At 68.5% G+C, this 23,548-nt stretch carries 19 protein-coding genes; 10 read left to right on the plus strand and 9 right to left on the minus strand.

Features of this window, described 5'->3' with window-relative positions:
- The first annotated feature begins 3 nt into the window (after positions 1 to 3).
- On the plus strand, positions 4 to 678 hold the full coding sequence (locus tag LGR64_RS08280) for an RraA family protein (RefSeq protein ID WP_088164352.1): 675 nt from the start codon (positions 4 to 6) through the stop codon (positions 676 to 678).
- 55 nt (positions 679 to 733) lie between these two features.
- On the opposite strand, the gene LGR64_RS08285 is transcribed toward LGR64_RS08280, so the two are convergent.
- Positions 734 to 1,072 carry a DUF6616 family protein gene (locus tag LGR64_RS08285; protein ID WP_034395706.1) on the minus strand — a complete coding sequence of 113 codons (339 nt, stop codon included), beginning with the start codon at positions 1,070 to 1,072 and terminating at the stop codon, positions 734 to 736.
- Between the two features lie 145 nt (positions 1,073 to 1,217).
- On the opposite strand from LGR64_RS08285, the gene LGR64_RS08290 reads away from it, so the two are divergent.
- The 6 genes from LGR64_RS08290 (at position 1,218) to LGR64_RS08315 (ending at position 7,691) form a co-directional block, all read left to right on the plus strand.
- Positions 1,218 to 2,333 carry a saccharopine dehydrogenase family protein gene (locus tag LGR64_RS08290; protein ID WP_034395709.1) on the plus strand — a complete coding sequence of 372 codons (1,116 nt, stop codon included), beginning with the start codon at positions 1,218 to 1,220 and terminating at the stop codon, positions 2,331 to 2,333.
- A complete protein-coding gene (locus tag LGR64_RS08295; protein ID WP_230355230.1) occupies positions 2,330 to 2,905 on the plus strand; it encodes a DUF4166 domain-containing protein in 576 nt (191 codons plus the stop codon). Before LGR64_RS08290 ends, LGR64_RS08295 begins: the two co-directional genes overlap by 4 nt.
- The gene (locus tag LGR64_RS08300; RefSeq protein ID WP_013801838.1) at positions 2,902 to 3,291 is read left to right on the plus strand and encodes a thiol-disulfide oxidoreductase DCC family protein; all 390 of its coding nucleotides are present in this window, start codon (positions 2,902 to 2,904) and stop codon (positions 3,289 to 3,291) included. Before LGR64_RS08295 ends, LGR64_RS08300 begins: the two co-directional genes overlap by 4 nt.
- Positions 3,292 to 3,407: 116 nt before the next feature.
- On the plus strand, positions 3,408 to 4,925 hold the full coding sequence (locus LGR64_RS08305; protein ID WP_230355231.1) for a leucyl aminopeptidase family protein: 1,518 nt from the start codon (positions 3,408 to 3,410) through the stop codon (positions 4,923 to 4,925).
- Positions 4,926 to 5,040: 115 nt separating this feature from the next.
- Positions 5,041 to 6,711, plus strand: a complete 1,671-nt coding sequence (locus LGR64_RS08310) for an ABC transporter substrate-binding protein (RefSeq protein WP_209802034.1) — start codon at positions 5,041 to 5,043, stop codon at positions 6,709 to 6,711.
- Between the two features lie 110 nt (positions 6,712 to 6,821).
- Entirely contained in the window at positions 6,822 to 7,691 is an 870-nt protein-coding gene (locus tag LGR64_RS08315) for a DMT family transporter (RefSeq protein WP_230355232.1), read from the plus strand.
- 59 nt (positions 7,692 to 7,750) lie between these two features.
- Here the strand turns inward: LGR64_RS08315 and LGR64_RS08320 are convergent, their stop codons facing one another.
- Complete coding sequence (locus LGR64_RS08320) at positions 7,751 to 8,638, minus strand: LysR substrate-binding domain-containing protein (protein ID WP_230355233.1); 888 nt, start codon at positions 8,636 to 8,638, stop codon at positions 7,751 to 7,753.
- 201 nt (positions 8,639 to 8,839) lie between these two features.
- Here LGR64_RS08320 and LGR64_RS08325 point away from each other — a divergent pair, with 201 nt between their 5' ends.
- A complete protein-coding gene (locus tag LGR64_RS08325) occupies positions 8,840 to 14,917 on the plus strand; it encodes a DUF4011 domain-containing protein (protein WP_230355234.1) in 6,078 nt (2,025 codons plus the stop codon).
- A 60-nt stretch (positions 14,918 to 14,977) separates the two neighbouring features.
- Here LGR64_RS08325 and ppk2 read toward each other — a convergent pair whose 3' ends face one another.
- Both ppk2 and corA read right to left on the minus strand, forming a co-directional pair.
- Positions 14,978 to 15,898, minus strand: a complete 921-nt coding sequence (ppk2, locus tag LGR64_RS08330; protein ID WP_230355235.1) for a polyphosphate kinase 2 — start codon at positions 15,896 to 15,898, stop codon at positions 14,978 to 14,980.
- Positions 15,899 to 16,012: 114 nt separating this feature from the next.
- The gene (gene corA, locus LGR64_RS08335) at positions 16,013 to 16,987 is read right to left on the minus strand and encodes a magnesium/cobalt transporter CorA (protein ID WP_141831427.1); all 975 of its coding nucleotides are present in this window, start codon (positions 16,985 to 16,987) and stop codon (positions 16,013 to 16,015) included.
- Positions 16,988 to 17,199: 212 nt separating this feature from the next.
- Here corA and LGR64_RS08340 point away from each other — a divergent pair, with 212 nt between their 5' ends.
- Together LGR64_RS08340 and LGR64_RS08345 are read left to right on the plus strand one after the other, a co-directional pair.
- Positions 17,200 to 17,913 carry an alpha/beta fold hydrolase gene (locus LGR64_RS08340; protein WP_065346249.1) on the plus strand — a complete coding sequence of 238 codons (714 nt, stop codon included), beginning with the start codon at positions 17,200 to 17,202 and terminating at the stop codon, positions 17,911 to 17,913.
- A 274-nt stretch (positions 17,914 to 18,187) separates the two neighbouring features.
- Positions 18,188 to 19,081, plus strand: coding sequence for an amino acid ABC transporter substrate-binding protein (locus tag LGR64_RS08345; RefSeq protein WP_141831431.1), 894 nt, complete (start codon positions 18,188 to 18,190; stop codon positions 19,079 to 19,081).
- Between the two features lie 31 nt (positions 19,082 to 19,112).
- Here LGR64_RS08345 and LGR64_RS08350 read toward each other — a convergent pair whose 3' ends face one another.
- The 5 genes from LGR64_RS08350 to LGR64_RS08370 form a co-directional block, all read right to left on the minus strand.
- Positions 19,113 to 20,480 carry an LLM class flavin-dependent oxidoreductase gene (locus LGR64_RS08350; protein ID WP_230355236.1) on the minus strand — a complete coding sequence of 456 codons (1,368 nt, stop codon included), beginning with the start codon at positions 20,478 to 20,480 and terminating at the stop codon, positions 19,113 to 19,115.
- A gap of 47 nt (positions 20,481 to 20,527) precedes the next feature.
- Entirely contained in the window at positions 20,528 to 21,253 is a 726-nt protein-coding gene (locus LGR64_RS08355) for an ABC transporter ATP-binding protein (RefSeq protein ID WP_230355237.1), read from the minus strand.
- The gene (locus LGR64_RS08360) at positions 21,250 to 22,113 is read right to left on the minus strand and encodes an ABC transporter permease (protein ID WP_013801848.1); all 864 of its coding nucleotides are present in this window, start codon (positions 22,111 to 22,113) and stop codon (positions 21,250 to 21,252) included. The genes LGR64_RS08355 and LGR64_RS08360 overlap by 4 nt, the downstream gene beginning before the upstream one ends.
- Before the next feature lie 19 nt (positions 22,114 to 22,132).
- Complete coding sequence (locus LGR64_RS08365) at positions 22,133 to 23,125, minus strand: ABC transporter substrate-binding protein (protein WP_071956235.1); 993 nt, start codon at positions 23,123 to 23,125, stop codon at positions 22,133 to 22,135.
- Positions 23,126 to 23,237: 112 nt separating this feature from the next.
- A complete protein-coding gene (locus tag LGR64_RS08370; RefSeq protein ID WP_012206218.1) occupies positions 23,238 to 23,543 on the minus strand; it encodes an NIPSNAP family protein in 306 nt (101 codons plus the stop codon).
- Between the last annotated feature and the right edge of the window lie 5 nt (positions 23,544 to 23,548).

Below are 23,548 nucleotides of genomic sequence, written 5' to 3' on the forward strand. Positions count from 1 at the left end.
ACCATGATCGGTCTTCAAATTCTGAAGCGGCAACGCGCTGTCAGCCTTGATATTGCCAGGCGCTATCTCGACGTGCCTGTTGCCAACGTCAGCGACTGCATGGCCCGCATGACGGCTGGCGGCGCGCGGTTGCGCCCCATGCACGGCGGCGGGCGCATGGCCGGCCCTGCGTTGACCATCAAGACCCGCCCGGGCGACAACCTCATGCTCCACAAGGCACTTCAACTGGCCAGCCCAGGTGACGTGATCGTGGTGGATGCGGGCGGCGACCTCACCAACGCACTCATCGGAGAAATCATGGTGGGAGACGCCATGCGTCGCCAGCTGGGCGGCATCGTGATCAATGGCGCGATCCGGGACGCGGCATGGATTCGTGCAGGCAGCTTCCCGGTATTCGCCGCGGGCGTCACGCACCGCGGACCCTACAAGGACGGCCCGGGCGAAATCAATGTGCCGATCGCCATCGATGGCATGGTGATCGAGCCCGGTGACCTCATGATTGGCGATGACGATGGCTTGCTGTGCGTACCGTATGCGCAGGCGCAGGCCCTGCTGGATGCAGCACACGGAAAGCAGGTCGTTGAGGCCAGGATGGTGGCCGACATCGCTGCCGGTACCTACAGCGCGCCATGGATAGACGAGACGCTCAAGCGTCTGGGCTGCCCGATTCAGCCGTAGCGCCGGCGCTGCATCACCCATCCGGCACCCATCCAGCACCCGTCGCCCGTCCGCCTCAGGCCTCGGCCAGCGCCTTCAGATGGCTTTCCAGGCCACCGGTGCCGCTGGCCGCGTTCACATGGTCGAAGTAGCCGTACCAGCCGCTGGCCTTGATGCCCGCCAGCAGGGCATCGCGGGCGGCGGTATCGGGAAAGCGCCAGATGCCCAGGAAGCGGTGGGGGCTGGCCTGGTCCAGGCCGCGGTCGGTCTCGGCCAGGGCCAGCACCTGCACGCCCATGGCAGCCAGCCCGCCCATGGCGCTGGCAACCCCTTCCAGAAACTGCTGGCGCTGCGCGGCGGGCAGGGCCAGCCAGGCGGGGTTGGGGGAATAGAGCTCGACCAGATAGTGGGACATGGTGTTTCCTGGGGTTGAGGCGCTGTGCGCCAGGTGTGGTGTCGGCATATTGTATGGTGGCTAACCATATATTTTCCTGATGAAACACCTTGGAGGGAAATGCTGCCACCGCCGTCCTGGCGACCGGTCGGCCCTACACTGGCGCATGCACGAATTCAGGGTGATGGTTGTCGGGGGATATGGCTTTTTCGGCAGCCGGCTGGTGCGCCGGCTGGCACGGCAGAAGGCGCTGCACATCGTGGTGGTGGGCCGCTCGGGCGCCAAGGCACAGGCCTTGGTCGATGCGCTTTTGCCCGATGCCCATGCCGGGCTGTCCGCTGTGGCGGTGGACGCCATGGACCCGGGGCTGCAGGCCCGGCTCCAGGAGCATGGCATCCATCTCCTCATCCATACCTCAGGCCCTTTCCAGGGGCAGGACCATCGCGTGGCACAGGCCTGCGCCCATGCGGGTGTGCACTACGTGGACTTGGCCGATGGCCGCGACTTCGTCGGCGGCATCACCGCCCTGCAAGCCGCTGCGCTGGCCCGGGGCGTGCTGCTGACCAGCGGGGCCAGTTCCGTCCCCGCACTGTCCACGGCGGTGGCCGATCGGCTGGCAGGCGGCATGGCCTGCGTGGATTCCATCGACATAGGCATCAGCCCCGGCAACCGCACGGAGCGCGGCCTGTCCACGGTGGCCGGCATCCTGAGCTACTGCGGCAAGCGCCTCGCGTCCGCTGGCCCGCAGCCGGTGTTCGGCTGGTCGGGCAGCTGGCGCCACCGCTATCCCGAGCCTGTGGGGGCGCGGCTGCTGTCGCCCTGCGATGTGCCTGATCTGGTACTGCTGGCACCCCGGTATGCGGGCAAGCCTGGCGTGCGTTTTGGCGCGGGGCTGGAGTTGGCATTTCTGCACAGGGGCATGAATGCCATGGCCTGGCTGGCGCGCCTGGGCCTGGTGCGCGACTGGTCGGTGCACGCCGCGTGGCTCAAGCGCGCGGCGGACTGCTTCAAGGACTGGGGCAGCGATGCGGGTGCCATGCATGTGTGCGTGCGTGGGCGGGACGCACAGGGCTTCGTGCAGGAGCGCGTCTGGGTGCTGGTCGCCGGGTCGGGCGACGGCCCCTATGTGCCCACGCTGGCCGCCTCGGCCCTGGCGCGGAAGCTGGCGGCAGGCCAACTGCCCGCCGTGGGCGCCATGCCCTGCATGGGCCTGCTGACCCTGGAGGATTTCGAGCAGGAGGCCCGTGGCCTGGACATCCGCATGAGGGAGATCCATCCATGAGCCGGAGGCTGTCCATGTACGAGCAGGCCATGGGCGAGCGCTTTGCCCGGCTGGACCCCGCCGTGCAGGCCTTCCACCGCCTGACGGGCCGCCATGAGCTCCATGGCTGGGTCCGCACCCAGGCGCCGCAGTCCCTGGCGGCCCGGCTGCTGGCGCTGTGTCTGGGCACGCCGCTGCGCGCCAGCGAGGGGCCCATCCGCTTCGCGCTGCATGCCCAGCCCCCGCGTGAGGTCTGGACCCGCCACTTTCCCGCGCAGACCATGCGTTCCAGCCTGCGCCTGCAGGACGGGCAGATCATCGAATCCTTGGGCGCAGCGCGGCTGAGCTTCGGGTTGGAGGCCGATGGCAATCGGCTGGTGATGCGCCTGCGCAAGTTGCGCTTTCTGGGCATGGCCTGCCCGGCCTGGCTGGAGCCGCGCATCGTGGCCGAGGAGCGCGGCGAGGGGGATCGCCTGCATTTCCACATCGAGGCAGCCGTGCCCTGGGTGGGCGTGGTCGCCAGCTACAGCGGGCATCTGCAATTGCCCACGGTGCGGCAAGACACTTCAGTGCCCAAGGAGGGCGAATCATGATTGTGGTGTTCGACGGCCAATGCCTGCTGTGCAATGGCTGGGTGCAGTTTCTGCTGAGGCACGACAGGCGCGGCAGGTTCCGCTTTGCCTCCATCCAGGGCGAGGCCGGCGGCAGGATGCTGGCCGATGCAGGCCTGCGGGTCGAAGGTCTGCAGACGCTGCTGCTGGTGGATGGGGACCGTTCCTGGCAGCACACGGACGCCATCCTGCGCGTGCTCCATGGCCTGGGCTGGCCCTGGCGGCTGGCATGGGCGGCGTGGCTGATTCCCCGCCCCCTGCGCGATGGGCTGTACCGCTGGCTGGCCCGCAACCGCTACCGCTGGTTTGGCCGCAGCGCGCAGTGCATGGTGCCCGATCCGCAGGTGGCCGCGCGCTTTCTGGACTGAGCGGCTGCGGCCCGCCTGCACGCAGACGTCCACCAATCATTTCTGCTTTGCATATGCGACAGGCGTGTTTGCTCCAAGCGGAGTCGGCCCTTAGGCTGGCGCGCTTTGCCAGCACCATGTCCAGCCCTGCCACAAGCTCCCCTTCCCAATCCGGCGCATTCGCCACTTCCCCCCAACCCGCCACGGCGTTGCACCGTGCCACGCCCGCCACTCTGGCGGCCGTGCTGGAGCAACTGCCCCCGGCCCAGGCCCGATGGGCGCGCGCCGCAGGCTTTGATGCGCAGCCGGGCCGCATGCTGCTGTTGCCCGGCATGCAGGCTGAAGTGCAGGCCGAAGTGCAGAGGGAAGGGCAGGGCGAGTGCACTGCCCTCGCTGGCGTGCTGGTCGGCGTGGACCCGGACCAGCCGCTGTGGCAGCTGGCCGGCCTGCCGGCTGCGCTGCCGCCCGGCACCTATGCGCTCGCCGATGCGGATGAGGCTCAGAGGCCGCATCTGCTCCTGGGCTGGGCACTGGGCGCGCTGCCATTGACCCGCCAGGCGCGGCAGTCGGATGCGGCAACCGCTCCATCACTCGCTCTATCACTCGCTCGGTTGGTGGCAAGCCCCGATGAGCAGGCCGCCGTCGCGCCAATGGCCGCAGCCATTGGCGAGGTGCGGCGGCTGGTCAACCTGCCTGCCAACCAGCTGGGTCCCGAACAGCTGGCCCAGGCCGTGGCCGACCTGGCCGCGCGCCATGGCGCGCGCTACCGGCAATGGGTGGGCGACGAGCTGCCCGCCGCAGGCTTTGCCCTGGTGCACGCCGTGGGTCGGGCGGCGTCCCAGGCGTCCCAGGCGGCCCAGGCGCCGCGCGTGGCCGAGCTGACCTGGGGCGATGCCGCGCTGCCCCATGTGGTGCTCATCGGCAAGGGCGTGTGCTTTGACTCCGGCGGGCTGGACCTCAAGCCCGCCGCAGGCATGCGCTGGATGAAGAAGGACATGGGCGGCGCCGCACACGCCCTGGCCCTGGCCGATCTGCTGATGCAGGCGGGCCTGCCCATCCACCTGAAGCTGCTGGTGCCTGCGGTGGAGAACGCCGTGGGTGCCGGTGCGCTGCGGCCCGGCGACATCATCGAGGCCGGTGATGGCCGGCGCGTGGAGATCGAGAACACCGATGCCGAAGGCCGGCTCCTGCTGGCCGATGCGCTGCACCACGCCATTCGCAGCGCGCCCACGCCGCCCGCGCTGCTGATCGACCTGGCCACGCTCACGGGCGCTGCGCGCACGGCGCTGGGGCCGGACCTGCCTGCGCTGTTCAGCAACCATGACGGCTGGGCCGAGGCCCTGCTGACCCAGGGCTGCTCGCAGGCCGATCCGCTGTGGCGCCTGCCCCTGTGGGCCCCGTACCGCCGCATGCTCCGCTCCGACCAGGCCGATCTGCTCAACGCCGCCAGCACGCCGCAGGGCGGCGCCATCACGGCTGCACTGTTCCTGGAGAGCTTTGTGCCGCCCGAGCTGCCCTGGCTGCACCTGGACCTGTTCGCCTGGAATCTGGAGGAGCGCCCCGGCCGGCCCAGGGGCGGCGAGGCCCAGGGCCTGCGCGCGCTGTACGCCCTGCTGTCGCAGCGCTTTGCATCTGCGCGCAGCGCATTTGCATAGGCGCAATCGGGCTTTGCGGCGGGCTGGTGGCTCCACACAATCGGCCGTCTGGTGCAGCCGGCGCGGCACCCGCCGCCGCCTTCCTGCGATCTTGTTCCGGCTGCCAGGACACTTCATGACCCAAAGACGCTTCCTGCCTCGCCTTTCCCTGCTGCGCACCCACTTGCGCACCCTGCGAACTTCCGCACTGCTTCCCGCCCTGGCCGCAGCGCTGCTGTGCGCACCGCCCGCCCAGGCCGAAACCCTGCGCTGGGCGCGCTCCACCGACGCATCCACGCTGGACCCGCACGCGCTGAACAACGGCCCCAACCACAACCTGCTGCACCAGATCTACGAGCCGCTGATCATCCGCACGGCCGATGGCAAGCTGCTGCCCACCCTGGCCACGTCCTGGGCGCTGACTGCCGACCCCTCGGTCTGGGAGTTCAAGCTGCGCAAGGGCGTGAAGTTCCATGACGGCAGCCTGTTCACGGCCGACGACGTGCTGTTCTCGCTGCGCCGCGCGCGCTCGGCCACCTCGGACATGCGCTCGCTGCTGACCTCGATCACCGACGTGACCAAGGTCGATGCCTTCACCGTGCACATCAGGACCAACGGGCCCAACCCGCTGCTGCCGGCCAGCCTCATCAACATCCAGATCCTGAGCGCTGCCTGGGCCAAGGCCCATGGCGCCGAGCAGCCGCAGAACGCGCTGGCCAAGGAAGAGAACTACGCCACGCGCAACGCCAACGGCACGGGGCCCTACGTCATCGCCTCGCGCGAGCAGGACACGCGCACCGTGCTGCGGCAGTTTCCCGGCTACTGGGGCAAGGGGCTGTTCCCGCTGGAGATCGACGAACTGGTCTACCTGCCCATCAAGTCCCAGGCCACGCGCGTGGCGGCGCTGCTGTCGGGCGAGGTGGACTTCGTGCAGGACCTGCCCATCCAGGACATTGCGCGCCTGAGCGCCGACCCGCGCTTTCGCATCAACCAGGCCGCCGAGAACCGCACCATCTTCCTGGGCCTGAACGTGGGCGCCGCCCCGCTGTCGCATTCCGATGTGAAGGACAAGAACCCGCTGGCCGACCTGCGCGTGCGCCAGGCCTTCCAGCTGGCCATCGACCGGCAGGCCATACAGCGCGCCGTGATGCGCGGCCTGTCCGTGCCCACCAACATCATTGCGCCGCCCTTTGTGCACGGCTACGAGAAATCCTTTGGTGCCGTGGGCAAGGCCGACCTTGTCCAGGCCAGGAAGCTGCTGGCCGAGGCCGGCTATCCCAACGGCTTCGGCATCACCCTGCATTGCACGAACGACCGTTATCTGAACGACGAGGCCATCTGCCAGGCCATCGCCGGCTTTCTGGGCCGCATCGGCGTGAAGACGGCGGTGTCGTCCCGGCCGCTGGCCATCCAGACGGCGGCCATCAACAACCAGGAGACGGATTTCTACCTCTACGGCTGGGGCGTGCCCACCTATGACTCGGCCTATGTCTTCGACTACCTGGTGCACACGCGCGGCAAGAACGGCCGCGGCAACACCAATGCCACGCGCTACAGCAATGCCGAGCTGGACAGCCAGATCGTCTCCCTGGCCTCCGAGGGCGATGCGCGCAAGCGCGATGCCACCATCCACTCCATCTGGAGCACGGTGCAAAAGGAGCTGATCTACCTGCCGCTGCACGACCAGATCCAGACCTATGCCATGGTGCGCAAGTTCGACATCCCGGTGAATCCGTCGAACACGCCGTACTTCAAGCTGTTCAAGCAGCCCGGTGCGCGCCAGGCTGCGGTGGCCGGCGCGCAGTGATGCCCGCGCATTCATGAGCGCGATTGCGCAATCGCCGCACAGGTCTCAGCAATGCCTGCGGCCATCGCTCCTACGCTTGCACCCTTGTCAATGCAGGAGTGCAGGCGGATATGGACTGGATGGTGTTGGGGCTGCTGGCCGGCCTGGTGTTGGGGGCATATGACTTTCTGACCAAGCTGGCGCTGGGGGAAAAGTCCGTGCTGGAGGTGGTGTTCTGGTGCTCGGCGCTGGGCGCGCTGCTGTGGCTGCCTTTCGTGGCGATGGGCGATTCCTCGTCCGCCGTGCTGGACCTGCGCCAGCAGATGCTGCTGCTGCCCAAGTCGCTGATGATGGTAGCCACCTGGGTGCTGTCGTACTACTCGGTGAAGGCCTTGCCGCTGTCCATCTCTGCGGGCGTGCGTGCCAGCGGGCCGCTGTGGACGGCGCTGGGCGCGGTGCTCCTGCTGTCCGAGCAACTGGGCTGGTGGCAATGGCTGGGGCTGGCGGTGTCCATGGCCTCGTACTACCTGTTCTCCCTGGTCGGCCAGAAGGAGGGCATAGGCTTTGGCCGCAATCTCTGGGTGCTGTGCATGCTGGCGGCCACGCTGCTGTCTTCGGCCAATGCCCTGTATGACAAGCACATTCTGGCCACGCTGCGCATGGACCTGGTTGCCGTCCAGGCCTGGTCTGCGCTGCAGCGCGGCGCCCTGGCCTTGCTGCTGTTGCCCTGGATCTGGCGCGCGCTGGAGCTGCGCAGCATGCTGGGGCACAACTGGGCCGTGCCCGCCATTGCGCTGGCCTATGTGCTGGCCGAGTCCATCTACCTGGCCGCCGTGCAGATGGAGGGCGCGCAGATTGCCGTGATCTCGGTGCTGCGCCGCGCCAATCTGGTCATGGTGTTCGCGCTGTCGGCACGGTTCTTTGCCGAACGCCATCTGCGGCCCAAGGCGGCGGCCATGGCGGGCGTGCTGCTGGGCATTGCGCTGACCATGGCGCGCTGAGGATGTGAGGGCGTGAACGTGTGAGCGTGGGAAGCGTGAACGCGGGCGGCGGCGCCCGGCTATCCGGCCTCGGCCGCCACCGCACGAATCCAGTCCATGACGGCCGCGCCATGGCGCGAGACCATGGCGCGCTCGGAAGCCAGCAGGAAATAGCTCTGGCTGCAGGGGATGGCCGTGTCCGAGACGCGCACCAGGCTGCGCTCGGCCAGCAGGCGCTGGACCAGGGAGCGGCGGCCCAGCGCAATGCCTTGCAGGTTCAGCGCCGCGTCCAGCATGAAGCCCGTGTCCGAGTAGCTGAGCTGGCGCTGGGCTGCCGAGATGCGCAGGCCCGCAGCCTGCAGCCAGGGATCCCAGGGTTGGCGGCTGTGCGAGAGCAGGTTGGCCCGCCGGAACAGCCCCGCCAGATCCAGGCCCTCGAACTGCTCCAGGTAGCGTGGCGCGGCCACGGCAAACCATTCGTCGTCCAGCAGGCGCTCGCAGTGGAATGCCAGAGGTGCCTGAGGCGCCTGGTGTGCAAAGCGGATGGCGATGTCCGCCTCGCCCTGCTGGAGGTTGACGGTGCGCGTGGTCGGATCGATGGCGATGGAAACGTCCGGATGGCTGCGCTGAAAGGCCGTGAGCGACGGCACCAGCCGCAGCCGTGCGAACGAGGGCAGGGCGCTGATGCGCACCACCTCGCGCCCCTGCACCAGGCTGCCGAAGGTGGTCTCCAGCGCCTGCAGCGGGGCGCGGGTCTGCTGGTGCAGCCAGGCCCCCTCGGCGCTGAGCGTGACCACGCGCGTGGTGCGGTGGAACAGCGGGGTGCCCAGCAGCTTTTCCAGTTCGCGGATGCGGTGGCTGACGGCGCTGTCCGAAAGGTTCAGTTCTTCGGCCGCCTGCTTGAAGCTCTGGCTTCGCGCCACGGCATCGAAGGCGGCGATGAGGTGAAGGGGCGGGATGTTGCGCATGGCTGGCCGGCATCGTACTGGAGCCGGGCGCGCCGATGGCCGGCGCCTTCATCCGTGCTCTCATTTTTTGCAAACAGTGACCCCTGAAAACCGCCCATCTCGGACACGGCGCCCCATTCGCAGCGGACAATCGTCAGGCCAGGAATATGACGGGATTTCGACAGTTCCCGCCGCCTGCTGGCCAGCCAAGGACTACCGCGCATGACAGAAGACCCCCGCCGAGATTCCCCCGCAGACGCCGCCCCCGCCGCCGCGCAGGCGCCGCAGACGGCACCGCAGCTGCGCATCGGCACCGTCGCCAAGCTCAATCTCGCCGACTTCCAGAACGCCGTGCCCGCGCTGCTGGAGCTGGCCATCGTCAACGAGGGCGAACTGCCGCTGCAGGCGCTGAGCCTGCACCTGGCCTCGGAGCCTGCCTTCATCAAGCCGCGCACCTGGCGCCTGGAGTCGGTGGCCGCGCACAGCACCTATGCGCTGACCGACCTGGATGTGGCGCTGGACGGCGCCTTGCTCTCGCGCCTGACCGAGGCCGAGCCTGCCGTGCTGCGGCTGGAGCTGCGCAGCGGCCAGCCGGCAGAGACTGTGCTGGCCCGGCACGAACACCCGCTGGAACTGCTGGCACGCAACCAGTGGGGCGGCCTGGGGCATTTGCCCGAGATGGTGACGGCCTTCGTGCAACCCAACGACCCGGCCGTGGACCGCATCCTCAAGGGCGCGGCGCTGGCCCTGGAGGCGGCGGGCAAGTCCGGCGCCATCAACGGCTATGAACAGGGGCCGCAGCGGGCCTGGGAACTGGCCTCGGCCATCTGGACCTCCGTGCTCCAGAAGAAGCTCAACTACGCGCTGCCGCCGGCCAGCTTCGAGCATGCGGGCCAGAAGATACGCGGCGCGTCCCAGGTACTGGATGCGGGCCTGGCCACCTGCCTGGACCTGACGCTGCTGTTCGCCTCCTGCCTGGAGCAGGCGCACCTGAACCCGCTGCTGGTCTTCACGCGCGGCCATGCCTTCGTGGGCCTGTGGCTGGGCAGGCAGGAATTCTCGACCGCCGTGGTCGACGACATCACGGCCGTGCGCAAGCGGCTCAAGCTGCAGGAACTGGTGGTCTTCGAGACCACGCTGGCCGCGCAGGGCCAGGCCGTGGCCTTCAGCCAGGCCATTGCCCAGGGGGCGCGCCAGCTGGCGGAGGAGCATGAGGACCAGTTCGAGCTGCTGGTGGACGTGCGGCGCGCGCGCATGCAGCGCATCCGCCCGCTGGCGCTGGCCCAGCCGCAGGACGCCGCGCCCGAGGCCGGCGAAGGCCAGGCCGAGCCACGGCTCACCGTGGAGCCGCCGCCCGAACTCCTGGCGCAGGCGCAGGCACGCGAAGTGCCCACCTCCCAGCTCGATCCCAAGGACAGGCTGGCGCGCTGGCAGCGCCGGCTGCTGGACCTGTCGCTGCGCAATGCGCTGCTCAACTTCAAACCCGGCAAGAAATCGCTGCTGCTGCAGGTGGCCGCGCCCGCGCTGGAGGACACGCTGGCCCGGGGCCAGGTGCTCAAGCTGCTGCCCAGCCCCGAGCTCATGCAGGGCAAGGACCCGCGCAGCCAGCCATTGCACGAGGCGCGCAGCCTGGAAGACCTGCGCGGCGCGCACGCCGAAGAGGGGCTGCAGCGGCGCGAGGTCTTCATCGACCTGGAGCCGCTGGAGCTGGACAGCCGCTTTGTGGAGCTGTTTCGCGGCGCGCGCAACGCGCTGCAGGAAGGCGGCGCCAACACCTTGTTCGTGGCCCTGGGCTTTCTGGTCTGGAGCCGGCCCGACAAGCCTGATGTACGCGTGCGCGCGCCGCTGATCCTGCTGCCCGTCACGCTGGAGCGCAAGAGCGCGCGTTCGGGCTTCACGCTGCAGGCGCATGAGGACGAGCCGCGCTTCAATCCTACGCTGGTCGAGATGCTGCGCCAGGACTTCCAGCTGGAGCTGGGCGTGCCCGCAGGCGACCTGCCGCGCGACGAGGCCGGGCTGGACATCACCGGCATCTGGGCCCGCGTGCGCGAGGCCATCAAGGACGTGCGCGGCTGGGAGGTCAGCGAGGACGTGGTCCTGTCCATGTTCTCCTTCGCCAAATACCTGATGTGGAAGGACCTGGCCGAGCGCGCCGACCAGCTGCGCAGCTCGCCCGTGGTCGCCCACCTGATCGACACGCCGCGCGAGCCCTATCGCTCGGAGATCGCCTTTCCCGACACGCGGCGGCTGGACCAGGAGTTCGCGCCGCAGCAGGTCTTCAGCCCGCTGCCGGCCGATTCATCGCAGCTGTCGGCCGTGATGGCCGCTGCGCGCGGCAAGGACTTCGTGCTCATCGGCCCGCCGGGCACGGGCAAGAGCCAGACCATTGCCAACCTGATCGCGCAGTGCCTGGCCGAGGACAAGCGCGTGCTCTTCGTGGCCGAGAAAATCGCCGCGCTGGACGTGGTCTACCGCCGCCTGCGCGAAGTGGGCCTGGGCGAGTTCTGCCTGGAGCTGCACTCCAACAAGAGCCGCAAGCTCGATGTGCTGGGCCAGCTGCAGAAATCCTGGGACTCGCATGGCCAGGTGGATGCCGAGGCCTGGGCCGCCAAGGCCAGCCAGCTCGGCCGCCTGCGCGAGCAGCTGTCGGCCTATGTGGAGCGCCTGCACCGGCGCCACGCCAACGGCTGGACCATCTACCGCGCCATTGGCGCCGTGGCCGGTGGCGAGGCGCTGCCGCGCCTGGGATTTCACTGGCCCACGCCCCAGGCCCATGACGAAGCGGGCCTGGCCCTTTTGCGCGAGACTGCGGGCCGCCTTCAGGCCAATGCCCAGGCCGTGGGCGCGCAGCATCTGAAGGACGGGCCGCTGGCCACGGTGCAGGCCAGCGACTGGTCCGTGCGCTGGCAGCAGCAGATGGTGGATGCCGCCCAGGCGCTGCACGATGCAGGCCAGGGTTTTGCCGATGCGGCGCAGCAGCTGGGCCGGCTGCTGCGCATCGAGTGGCCGGCGCTGGGACGCCAGGCGCGCTCGGCGCTGGGCGTGATCGCACGGGCGCTGCCTGCGGCCGCAGGCCGCAACCTGGCTTTCTGCGTGCTGCCTGACGGCGCGCGCATTGGCGAATCCCTGCAATCTGGCCTGCAACTGCTGGCGCAGCACGGTGATCTGTCCGCACAGATTCCGGCGCCCTGGCCGGCCGAGCTGCAGGCGCGCCTGGCCCAGGCGCTGGACCTGCTGGCGCAGCGCCGGCGCCTGCAGGCCGGGCTGGGCACGCCCTGGCCCGTGGCCCTGGGCGACGAGCTGGAGCGCGGCCTGCAGTGCATCGACGAGATCGCGGCGCTGCGCCAGGGCCTGTCCGTCAAGTACGGCGCGGGCTTGGGCCAGCTCAACGTGGCGCAGCTGCAGCGCGAATGGGCCAGGGCCGGCAAGTCCTTGTGGCCGCTGTCCTGGCTGGGCAGGCGCAAGGTGCGCGCGGCGCTGGAGGCCACCATCGAAGGCGCGGGCGAGCCGCGCGTGGCCGATGACCTGGCCGCCCTGGTGCGCATCCGGGGCCTGCGCGAGGAACTGGACCAGATCCAGCCCGGCGCCGCAGCCGACGGCCTGTGGGCCGGACACCGCACGCGCACCGACCATGCGCGCAGCGCCCTGAAGGCCAATGCGGCCCTGCTGGCCGCGCGTGCGCAGAAATCCTTCTCGCTCGACGGCCTGGAGGCCGTGGCCGAAGGCCATGGCGGCGAGCGCTGGGCGGCCGAAGTGCAGCGCCTGCAGGCCCTGTACCAGATCGACCGCCAGCTCGATGGCTACCTGCCGCTGGCCGATGCCAGCCACGGCCTGTGGCGCGGGCTGGAAACCGATGCCCAGGCCTTGCAGGACGCGCTGGCCTTCGAGCGCGAGCGCCTGCAACTGACGCGGCGCGGCGGCCTGGTGGCATCGCACGCCGCCGTGGCCCAGGGCCGCTGTGGCGCGGCGCTGCAGCAGGCCCATGCGCAGCTGGCGGCCCGCAGCGCCATCGAGGAACAGCTGCTGGCGCTGGACGATCTGCGCTTGCGCTGCCCCGGCGTCTGGGACGGCCTGGACACGCGCCCGCAAGCCGTGGAGCATGCGCTGCGTCTGCAGGGATCGCTGCAGGCAGGACTGACCGGGCTGGGCTGGCAGGAGGCCGAGCTGGCCCAGGCACGCCAGGCCCTGCACCAGGTGCTGGCCTTGCGCAGCGCCGAGCTGGGCGAGGGCGCCGCGGTCGGCATGGCCTGCCAGCAGTTGCTGGACAGCCTGGCCGGCCTGCACGCGGCCATAGACCCCTTCAGCGCGGCTGCAGCCCATGGCGAGCCGCAGCAGCGTGCCCTTGCCCAGCGCACGGCCGAGCAGCTGGCGGCCACGGCGGGCGGAGTGCTGGCCGGGCAAGGCGGCCTGCATGCATGGTGCGCCTGGCGCAATGCCCAGGCCTCGGCCCGCGCGGGCGGGCTGGGTGCGCTGGCCGACGCCATCGAGTCCGGCAGCCTGGAACCGGCTCAGGCACCCAAGGCCTTCGAGGTCAACTACGCGCGCTGGTGGCTGGCGCTGGCCGTGGACGAGGACGAGGTGCTCAAGCGCTTCGTCTCTGCCGAGCATGAGCGGCGCATTGCCGACTTCCGCGCGCTGGACGATGAATTCACCTCGGTCACGCGCCAGTGGATACGTGCGCGGCTGTGCGCGGGCCTGCCGTCGGCCGACAGCATCCAGCGCAACAGCGAGTGGGGCATCCTGCGGCGCGAGATCACCAAGAAGCGCCAGCACCTGCCGCTGCGCCAGCTGCTGGAGCAGATCCCCTCGGCCGTGCTGCGCCTGACGCCCTGCTTGCTGATGAGCCCGCTGTCCATTGCCCAGTACCTGAGCGCCGAGACCAGCAACTTCGACATCGTCATCTTCGACGAGGCCTCGCAGATACCCGTCTGGGACGCCATCGGCGCCATGGCGCGTGCCAGGCAGGTGGTCATGGTGGGCGACCCCAAGCAGCTGCCGCCCACCAGCTTCTTCGGCCGCGCCGACACCTCCGACACCTTCGACGACGACACGCAGGGCGTGGAAGGCGACATGGAAAGCATCCTGGATGAATGCCTGGGCGCCAGCCTGCCCACGCGCAACCTGTCCTGGCACTACCGCTCGCGCCATGAAAGCCTGATCGCCTTCAGCAACCACCGCTACTACGGCGGCGGACTGGTGACCTTTCCCTCGCCCGTCACCGATGACCGCGCCGTCAGCTTCCACGCCGTGCAGGGCCGCTATGAAAAAGGTGGCGCCCGCATCAACCAGCCCGAGGCCAAGGCCCTGGTGGCCGACCTGGTGGCGCGGCTGCAGTCGCCGGGGTTTGCGCAGTCGGGTGCCACCATCGGCGTGGTCACCTTCAACTCCGAGCAGCAAAGCCTGATCGAGGATTTGCTGGACGAGGAGCGCCGCAAGGACCCGGGGCTGGAGCCGTTTTTCTCCGATGCGCTGCTGGAGCCCGTCTTCGTCAAGAACCTGGAAAGCGTGCAGGGCGACGAGCGGGACATCATGTATTTTTCCATCACCTACGGGCCCGATATCTCGGGCGCGGTGTCCATGAACTTCGGCCCGCTCAACCGCGACGGCGGCGAGCGGCGGCTGAATGTGGCGGTGACGCGCGCGCGGCAGGAGCTTCGCATCTTCTCCAGCCTGCGCGGCGAACAGATGGACCTGTCGCGCACCCAGGCGGCGGGCGTGCGCGACCTCAAGCACTTCCTGGAATTTGCCGAGCGCGGCCCGCGCGCGCTGGCCGAGTCGCACCATGGCAGCCAGGGCGATTTCGACAGCCCGTTCGAGGCCAGCGTGGCCCAGGCGCTGGAGCGCAAGGGCTGGCGCGTGCACACGCAGATCGGCGCATCCTCATTCCGCGTGGACCTGGGCGTGGTGCACCCGGACCATGCGGGCAGCTACCTGGCGGGCGTGGAGTGCGACGGCGCCACCTACCACCGCTCGGCCACGGCGCGCGACCGCGACAAGCTGCGCGAGCAGGTGCTGCGCGGCCTGGGCTGGCAGATACTGCGCATCTGGTCCACGGACTGGTGGGTCAACCCGGGCGGCACGCTGGAGCGCATCCACGCGGCGCTGACCGCGCTGCTGGAGCAGGACCGGCGCAAGCGTGCGGCCGAGGTTGTCGAGGTTGCCGAGGTGCTCCAGGCGGCTGCAGTCGCCGGGGCAGAGCCAGCGCCAGAGACGCCTGAGGCGTCCGAGGCCTCCGTGTCCTCCGTGTCCTCTGAGTCGCCCGAGGCATCCGTGGAGGATGACGAGGCGCAGAAGGCTTGAGGAAACGGGTCTTGAGAAGACGGGGCGTGAGAACGCCGGCAGCCCGCTGCCGGCCGCCGCTCAGTACAGATCCGGAACGTACATGTGTTGAGGGACAGGGTTGCGCGTGTACTCCGGGTTGCGCGTGCGCTCGGGCAGCACGATGGCCGGGTGCTCTATCTCTTCATAGGGCAGCTGCGTCAGCAGGTGGGAGATGCAGTTGAGCCGCGCCTTCTTCTTGTCCACGGCCTGCACCAGCCACCAGGGCGCCTCGGCGATGTGGGTGCGCTCCAGCATGGCTTCCTTGGCCTTGGTGTAGTCCTCCCAGCGGCGGCGGCTCTCGAAGTCCATGGGACTGAGCTTCCACTGCTTGAGCGGGTCGTGCACGCGGCCCAGAAAGCGCAGGTGCTGCTCGTCGTCGGTGATGGAGAACCAGTACTTCACCAGCGTGATGCCCGAGCGCACCAGCATCTTCTCGAACTCGGGCACGGAGCGGAAGAACTCCTCGTACTCCTCGTCGGAGCAAAAGCCCATCACGCGCTCCACGCCCGCGCGGTTGTACCAGCTGCGGTCAAAGAGAACGATCTCGCCGCCCGCAGGCAGGTGGGAGACGTAGCGCTGGAAATACCACTGCGTGCGCTCGCGGTCATTGGGCGCGGGCAGGGCGGCCACGCGGCACACGCGCGGGTTCAGGCGCTGGGTGATGCGCTTGATCACGCCGCCCTTGCCGGCCGCATCGCGGCCCTCGAAGAGGATGACCACCTTTTTCCTGTGGTGCTGCACCCAGTCCTGCAGCTTGACCAGCTCGCCCTGCAGGCGCAGCAGTTCGCGAAAGTAGGTCTGGCGGCTCACGGTGTCGGCACTGTCCAGATCGTCGCCACCGCTGCCCAGTCGGGCGTCGTCTATCTCCATCTCCAGTTCTTCGTCGTAGCTGTCGAGCAGATCGCGTTCGATGCGCTGCATCAGCGAATCATGGTGGTCGGGCAGAAGTTCGTCGTACATGGTGGGGAATCCGGGCGTCCAGGAGTTGGCGCCTGGGATGGTGGCGTGGATGTGTGACGCGGCTGTGACGGTGCGGCTGGGTGAATACCCTGGCACCGTTCGCCTTCCCGCCGCCTACAGCCACCCCGCCTTGCGGAACTTGTAGTAGAGCAGGCCGCAAACACCCAGCACGAACAGCAGTGCGGCCGGATAGCCGTATTGCCACTTCAGTTCGGGCATGTTCTCGAAGTTCATGCCCCAGACGCCGAAGAAGGCCGTGCAGATGGCGAAGATACTGGCCCAGGCTGCCAGCCGCTTGGTGACTTCGTTTTCCTCGATGGACACCATGGACAGGTTCACCTGGATGGCCGTGCCCACGGTGTCGCGCATGGTGTCGATCTGGGCGTTGATGCGGCCCAGGTGATCCATCACATCGCGGAAGTAGTCCCTGGAGCCCATGCAGATCTGGGGGACGCGCCCGCCGTTGAGCTTGCCCACGGCTTCCAGCAGGGGGGCCACGGCGTGCTTGAGGTCCATGGCGCGGCCCTTGAGTTCATACAGCTGCTTGATGTTGTCGCGCGCCGCGCCCTTGGTGAAGATCTGCTGCTCGATCTGCTCCAGCTCCACCTCCAGCGCGTCGATGATGGGAAAGTAGCGGTCCACCACCGCATCCATCAGCGCATACAGCACAAAGCCCGAGCCGTGGCGCAGCAGCTCGGGCTCGCTCTCGCAGCGCTCGCGCACGCCCAGGAAGCCGCGCTTGCTGCGGTTGCGCACCGACAGCACATAGTTGGATCCCACGAAGACATCGACCTCGCCGTGGTTGAAGTGGCCGGGCCGCTCGGGCTCGGGCTCCAGCAGGTGCATCACGGCAAACAGCGAGCTGCCGTACTCCTCCAGCTTGGGCCGCTGGTGGCCGTGCAGCGCATCCTCCACGGCCAGGGCGTGCAGGCCGAACTCCTGGCGCATCTCCTCCAGCTCGGCCGGCGTGGCGTCCGCCAGCGCCACCCAGACGAAGCAGCCGGGGCGCTCTATGTAGTTGCTGATGTCGGCGACGGGAATGTCCGCCAGCTTGGCCCCGTTTTCGTAGGCGACGCAGTTGATCAGCATGGGAGTTCCCTCGGTAATTCTGGTGCTGGTGATCCTGCCACAACGGGGGAGGGCGGATAGCCTGGAGCAGGTCCGGGGCTGCCGCACATGCGGGCGCCAATCAAGGGCGTGCTTCGGCTATGGTTGGGCCTTTGAGGGAGCGATGTCCGATGAGGGGAGTGAGTGGTGGAGCGGGTGAGAACAAGGGGCAGAGCCATGGCCAGGGCCAGGTTTTGCCCAGACTGGTGATCCTGCCTGGTCTGGACGGCACAGGCTTGCTGCTGGCGGAGTTCGCGCAGGTTCTGTCCACGTTCTTTCAGGTGCAGGTCATCACCTATCCGACGGATGAGCCGCTTTCCTATGACGAACTGCTGGGCCATGTGCGAGCCCGTCTGCCCGCCGGGCCGTTTTTGCTGATCGGCGAATCGTTCTCGGGACCGTTGGCGTTGCGCCTGGCGGCGGAGCACCTCACGCGGGTTCGGGGCGTCATTCTGGGAGCCTCGTTCGCACGCCTGGATTTGCCCTTGAAGTCAGTCCTTTCTAGCCTGTCTGGGCTGTTGGCATGGGTCCCGGCGGCATGCGCTCCGATGTGGCTGCTCGATGGAGTGCTGAGCAACGGCCATGCGACAGCGTCCGGGCGCGCCTTGCTCAAGCAGGCCCTGCAGACGGTTGCTCCGGTGGTTTGGGCGGGCCGCGTCCGGCAGGCTCTGGAGGTTGATCTGCTGGCGCAGGGCGTTCGTGTGCGGCAGCCCTTGCTTTATCTGCGAGCCAGCCACGACAGGCTGATGCCAGCCAATGCGGCGGGCCTTGTGGCATCCATATCCGGCAATGCGCGCGTGGAAAGCATTGCCGGGCCGCATTTCATTTTTCAGGCGGAGCCCCAGGCTTGCACGAAGGCCATCGTGGCGTTTCATGAGGCCTGTGTTGCCATGGCCGCGCCACGATAGGTCGGCTTTGCCTCAGACAGCCAACGCCTTCTCCCACTCGCCGCCCCTGCCAGCTCCCCGAGCCCGCAATGCCCGCGCAGCATGCGGCTGTCGTCTTCCTTGCGGAACAGGCCGCGCTTTTGCAGCATGGGGAGGACTTCGCTGGCGAACGATTCGAACTGCTGGATGAGGCTGGGGGCGCGTAAGCCCAGGTTTGCACATCTGGTAACAATACGTGTATAACCTGTCACGACACTGCTGGGCGCCGCCCAGCGCCTGCGATCCAAGGACTTCGATGATCTTTCGCCAGTGGGGAATTGCGTTGGGTGCGTTGGGCCTGTCGGCCTTGAGCGGCGTATCGACAGCCGGTGTGCTGGACAAGATCAATGCCGGTGGCGCGCTGGTGATTGCGCACCGGGAATCGTCGGTCCCCTTCTCCTACATCGACACGCGCAGCGGCAAGCCCGTCGGTTACGCGCTGGATCTGTGCCTTCGCCTGGCCGAGGCGGTGCGCAAGCAGACAGGCAGGAAGGACATGAAGGTGGAGTTCCTGATGGTCACGCCCGCCAATCGCATGGCCGTGATCGAGCAGGGCAAGGCCGACATGGAGTGCGGTTCGACCACGAACAACGCGCAGCGGCGCCAGACCGTGGCGTTCACGGTTCCCCATTTCATCACCGGCGCCCGGATGCTCGTGAAGGCCGAAAGCACCATCAACGCGATGGAAGATCTCAAGGGCAAAAAGCTGGTCTCCACCAAGGGCACCAGCCCGATGGCCCTGGTGACGCAGGCCAACAGGCAGCGCCTCATGGGCATCACCATTGTGGAGGCCCCCGATCACGCGAGGGCCCTGGAGATGGTGGAGAAGGGCGAAGCCGACGCGTTCGTGATGGATGACGTGCTTCTCAACGGGCTGGCCGCTGCACGGCCCGATCCACGCGCCCTGAAGGTGGTGGGCAAGTTCCTGTCCACCGAACCCCTGGCGATCATGCTGCCGAAGGCCGATACCGCGTTCAAGAAACTGGTCGATGAAGAGATGAAGCGGATCATCACCAGCCGCGAAATCCACCCCATCTACGAGAAGTGGTTCCTGCAGCCGATTCCACCCAGCTCCACGAATCTGAACCTGCCGATCAGCTACCTGCTGCGCGACTTCTGGAAGTACCCCACGGCGGACATTCTGCTGTAGGCCTGTCTGTGCAGCCGCAGCGCCGCATCGGTCAAGCCGCCAGCGCTTGCTCCCTTGGGCGGGCGGCTGGGGCGCCACCTGCCCCCGTCCCCGCCAGCTCCCCCAGCCCGAAATGCCCGCGCAGCGTGCGGCTTTCGTATTCCTCGCGGAACAGGCCGCGCTTGCGCAGCAGGGGGACGACTTCGCTGGTGAACAGTTCGAACTGCTGGTTGAGTATGGGCGGCATGACGTTGAAGCCGTCGGCTGCGCCGTGCTTGAACCAGTCTTCGATGATGTCGGCCACCTGTTCGGGCGTGCCGGCCACGGCCAGGTGGCCGCGGGCGCCTGCCAGGCGCTTGAGCAGGCCGCGCAGTGTGAGGCCGTCGCGCAGGCTGGTTTCCACGTAGCCCACGGCGCGGCTGCGGGAGGCTTCGACCTTGTCGGGATCGGGGAAGTCGTCGCGCGTGAGCAGGCGGTCCAGCGGCACGGCCGAGAAGTCGTGGCCGCCAAAGCGTGCGGACAGGCGGGCCAGGCCGACCTCGATGCTGGTCAGGCTGTCGAGCTCTTCCCAGACCTGGCGCGCCTCGTATTCGGTGGAGCCGATGGCGGCGCTGATGCCGGGCAGGATCACGATGTCCTGCGGGCGGCGGCCCAGCTGCTGCGCCTGTCCCTTGATGTCGGCATAGAAGGCCTGAGCCGATTCCCGCGAGCCGTGGGCCGTGAAGATGGCTTCGGCCCATTGCGCGGCAAAGGCGCGGCCGGACTCGGACTGGCCGGCCTGCACGAAGACGGGCCGGCCCTGCGGGCTGCCGGGCACGTTGAGCGGGCCGCGCGTGCGGATGTATTTGCCCTCGAAGTGGATGGGCTGGATCTGCGATGCGTCGAGGAACTGGCCGGCCGCCGTGTCGTCCAGCAGGGCGCTGGCCGGAAAGCTGCGCCACAGCGCATCGACGGCGGACACGAATTCCTCGGCGATGCGGTAGCGGTCGCCGTGGTCCACGTTGTCGGCCAGGCCGAAGTTCAGGCCCGCATTGGGCGCCCAGGAAGTGACGATGTTCCAGCCCGCCCGCCCCTTGGACAGATGGTCCAGCGAGGCGAACTGGCGCGCCAGCGTATAGGCATGGCTGTAGGTGGTGGAGGCGGTGCCGATCAGGCCGATGCGCTCGGTGCGCAGCGCCAGTGCCGTCAGCAGCACCAGCGGGTCCAGCAGGCCCGAGGTGATCTGCTGGCCGTTCTCGGGCCCGACCAGGCTGTCGGCCAGGAAGACGGCGTCGAATTTGGCGGCCTCGGCGATGCGTGCGGCATCGACGTACAGCTCCAGGTCGGTGAGCGCCTTGCGGTTGGCGCCGGGATGGCGCCAGGCGCCTTCATGGTGGCCGCGCGTCATGAGGAACAGGTTCAGGTGCAGTTGCCGAGACATGGGAGCAGTCCTTTGTTGTGTGGGTTGTTTCGCGGGCGGGGCCGGCGTCAGGCGATCTCTGTCTCGACGCCCAGGCTGCGCAGCAAGGTGGCGCGCAGCTGCATGAAGGCAGGATGGTCGGGGCGGCGGGGATGGGGCAGGTCCACGGCGTGGTCCTCGGCGATGCGGCCGTCCCTGAGCACCAGGATGCGGTCGGCCAGCAGCAGGGATTCGTCCACGTCGTGCGTGACGAGGATGACCGTGGGCCGTATGCGCTCGACCAGGCGCAGCAGCAGGCCGTGCATGCGCATGCGCGTGAGCGCGTCCAGCGCGCCAAAGGGCTCGTCGGCCAGCAGCACGTGCGGGTCGCGCAGCAGGCTGCGGGCCAGCGATGCGCGCTGCTTTTGCCCGCCCGACAGCGTGGCGGGCCAGCCGCCAGCCTTGTCCTGCAGGCCCACGTCGTGGAGGATTTGCCGTGCTGCGGGCAGCACGGCGCGCGCGTCCAGACCCAGCGTGAGGTTGTCCAGCACCGACAGCCAGGGCAGCAGGCGCGCGTCCTGGAACAGCACGGACACATTGCCCTGCGCACTGGCCGCGCCGCTGGACTGCGCATGGCCGTCCAGCCCGGCGAGCGCGCGCAGCAAGGTGGTCTTGCCCGAGCCGGACTCGCCCAGCAGGGCCACGAACTGGCCCGGGGCAATGTCCAGGTCGATGGCGTCCAGCACGTTCTTGCCGCCAAAGCTGCGCGTGAAGCGCTGCAGCCGCACGGCGCCCGGGGTGGGGTGATGGCTCATGATCCCAGCGACCTCCGGTAGGACAGCACATGCGCCTCGATGCGGCGCACCACGGCGTCGGACAGCAGTCCCAGCAGGGCGTAGATGAGGATGCCCACCACGATCACATCGGTCTGCCCCCAGTCGCGGGCGCGGTTCATGAGGTAGCCGATGCCGGTCTGCGTGTTGATCAGCTCCAGCACCACCAGCGCCGTCCAGCACAGCGACACGGCAATGCGCAGGCCCACGAAGAAGCCCGGCAGCGCGCCCGGCAGCGCCACCTTGCGGATGAATTCGGCGCGCGACAGGCCCAGGGTCTGGGCCAGCTCCACATGGCCGATGTCGATGCCGCGCAGGGCCGCGTGGGTATTGATGTAGACGGGCACCAGCACGGCCGTGAAGATCAGAAAGATCTTCATGGACTCGCCAATGCCCAGCCAGATGATGGCCAGGGGAATCAGCGCCAGCGTGGGCACGGCGCGCTTGATCTGCACCAGGCCGTCGAGCAGGGCCTCGCCCGTGCGCGTCAGGCCCGAGGCCAGGGCCAGCAGCACGCCAGCCACCACGCCCAGCAGCAACCCGCTGTAGGCACGGCCTGCCGATGCCAGCAGGTGGGGCAGCAGGCTGCCGTCTGCCACCATGCCGTAGCCGGCGACCAGGGCCTGCGAGGGCGCGGTCAGCGTCTCCGGCGACAGCCAGCCCAGGCGCGAGGCCGCCTCCCACAGCACCAGCAGCAAGCCGGGGCCCACCAGCAGCGCGCCCTGCGACAGGCGCGCGGGCACCAGTTGCACGGCGGCCCGGGTGGCGGGCGCGGATTGAGCGGTGGCTGCGGTGGCCGGTGCCAGACCGGCCGCGTTGATGTCCAGTTGCGCTTGCGTCATCGTGTGTTTTCTGGCCGGTTCATCGGTTGGCCACGATCACGCGGTCGTAGGTGGACACGAAGGAGCCGGCCGCATCCAGCCGCTGCGGCAGGCTGCCGGCGGCGTGCAGGATGTCGATCAGCTTCTGGTGGTGGGGTTGCGCCTCGGCGGCAGTCTGGAACAGCAGGTCGGACTGCGATGCCAGGATGGCCGCCGTGCTCTCCGCATCGATGCGCTGGAACTGCGTGTAGTAGTGGCGGCCCCATTCCTGCTCGTGGCCATTGCTCCACTTGCCTGCGCGCACGAAGGCGCCCAGGAAATCGACGATGGCCTGGGACTTGGCCGGGTCGGCCAGCACGTCGGGCCGTGCGTAGATGTACGAGGTGGCGGGCAGCAGCGCGCGCTCCTGCGGATCGGGCACGGGCCGCGCGCCGATCTGCTTGCCCAGGCGCGTGACATGGGGCTCCATGAGCACGGCCACGTCCACCGCCTTGGCGCGCAGCGCGTCGTTGAGTTCGGCCACGCGCAGGTTGACCAGCTTCACGTCGGCCAGCGTCAGGCCCGCGCGTGTCAATGCCTCGATCAGGAAGACCTGGCGGCCCGAGCCTTCCACATAGCTCAGGCGCTTGCCGCGCAGGTCGGCCAGGCGCTCTATGCCTGCATCGGCACGCTGCACCAGCCGGTACTGGGCGCGCTCGCGCGTGAAGGTGGCGATGATGGGCAGCTGCACACCGGCGGCACGTGCCTGGATGGGCGGCGTGTCGCCCACATAGGCAATGTCCAGCGCGCCTGCGCGTATGGCCTCGAAGATGGCCGGGCCGCCCGCGAAGTTGGGCAGCTCCAGCTGAAAGCCCAGGCGCTTGCGCTCACCGCTGGCATCCAGCAGGTGGCGCAGCAGCTCGCTCTGGTCGGCGACGACCAATCGGGTCCGGGGATCCGCCGCAGCCCGCGCGGCGGTGGTGGAAGCCAGGGCGGCAGCGGCCAGCAGAGAAGGGCCGGCCAGCAGGAAACGACGCTTGTTCACGCGCTCCATCCTCAAAAGATTGCAATGGGATGGATGCTAGTTAGCGTGCTTCAGTTGTGAAAATACCGATTCCGTATTTGCAAACGCGCGCCACGCACATGGGCGTGGCGCGGGGGGAGGTTCAGCCGAACACCGGGCGCATGAAGCTGCGCTCGTAGCTGAGGATGCAGCGCGTGTCCTCCGCGTAGCGGAAGGCGGCCTGGCACTCGGGGTCCTGCATGGACTTGATGCGGTACTCCTCGTACAGCGCCATGCTGGGGAAGCTGAACATGGCCAGCGCCACATTGTTGGCGCCTTCGGACGGCAGGAAGTAGCCGTGGTGCTTGCCGCCGAATTTCTCGACCAGCGGAATCCAGGTCTTGCCGTACTCCTCGAATTCCTTGGCCTTGAACGGGTCGATGATGTAGCGCAGGTAGCAGGTGATCATGTCTG

The sequence above is a fragment of the Delftia sp. Lp-1 genome, from assembly GCF_020523835.1.
GTDB lineage: Bacteria > Pseudomonadota > Gammaproteobacteria > Burkholderiales > Burkholderiaceae_C > Comamonas > Comamonas acidovorans.

Coding starts and splice junctions, on each gene's coding strand:
- ppk2 (WP_230355235.1), bottom strand. CDS start 15,898: ATGTACGACGAACTTCTGCCCGACCACCATGATTCGCTGATGCAGCGC.
- LGR64_RS08370 (WP_012206218.1), bottom strand. CDS start 23,543: ATGATCACCTGCTACCTGCGCTACATCATCGACCCGTTCAAGGCCAAG.
- LGR64_RS08320 (WP_230355233.1), bottom strand. CDS start 8,638: ATGCGCAACATCCCGCCCCTTCACCTCATCGCCGCCTTCGATGCCGTG.
- LGR64_RS08280 (WP_088164352.1), top strand. CDS start 4: ATGATCGGTCTTCAAATTCTGAAGCGGCAACGCGCTGTCAGCCTTGAT.
- LGR64_RS08290 (WP_034395709.1), top strand. CDS start 1,218: ATGCACGAATTCAGGGTGATGGTTGTCGGGGGATATGGCTTTTTCGGC.
- LGR64_RS08355 (WP_230355237.1), bottom strand. CDS start 21,253: ATGAGCCATCACCCCACCCCGGGCGCCGTGCGGCTGCAGCGCTTCACG.
- LGR64_RS08300 (WP_013801838.1), top strand. CDS start 2,902: ATGATTGTGGTGTTCGACGGCCAATGCCTGCTGTGCAATGGCTGGGTG.
- LGR64_RS08310 (WP_209802034.1), top strand. CDS start 5,041: ATGACCCAAAGACGCTTCCTGCCTCGCCTTTCCCTGCTGCGCACCCAC.
- LGR64_RS08295 (WP_230355230.1), top strand. CDS start 2,330: ATGAGCCGGAGGCTGTCCATGTACGAGCAGGCCATGGGCGAGCGCTTT.
- LGR64_RS08305 (WP_230355231.1), top strand. CDS start 3,408: ATGTCCAGCCCTGCCACAAGCTCCCCTTCCCAATCCGGCGCATTCGCC.
- LGR64_RS08285 (WP_034395706.1), bottom strand. CDS start 1,072: ATGTCCCACTATCTGGTCGAGCTCTATTCCCCCAACCCCGCCTGGCTG.
- corA (WP_141831427.1), bottom strand. CDS start 16,987: ATGCTGATCAACTGCGTCGCCTACGAAAACGGGGCCAAGCTGGCGGAC.
- LGR64_RS08325 (WP_230355234.1), top strand. CDS start 8,840: ATGACAGAAGACCCCCGCCGAGATTCCCCCGCAGACGCCGCCCCCGCC.
- LGR64_RS08350 (WP_230355236.1), bottom strand. CDS start 20,480: ATGTCTCGGCAACTGCACCTGAACCTGTTCCTCATGACGCGCGGCCAC.
- LGR64_RS08315 (WP_230355232.1), top strand. CDS start 6,822: ATGGACTGGATGGTGTTGGGGCTGCTGGCCGGCCTGGTGTTGGGGGCA.
- LGR64_RS08365 (WP_071956235.1), bottom strand. CDS start 23,125: ATGGAGCGCGTGAACAAGCGTCGTTTCCTGCTGGCCGGCCCTTCTCTG.
- LGR64_RS08345 (WP_141831431.1), top strand. CDS start 18,188: ATGATCTTTCGCCAGTGGGGAATTGCGTTGGGTGCGTTGGGCCTGTCG.
- LGR64_RS08360 (WP_013801848.1), bottom strand. CDS start 22,113: ATGACGCAAGCGCAACTGGACATCAACGCGGCCGGTCTGGCACCGGCC.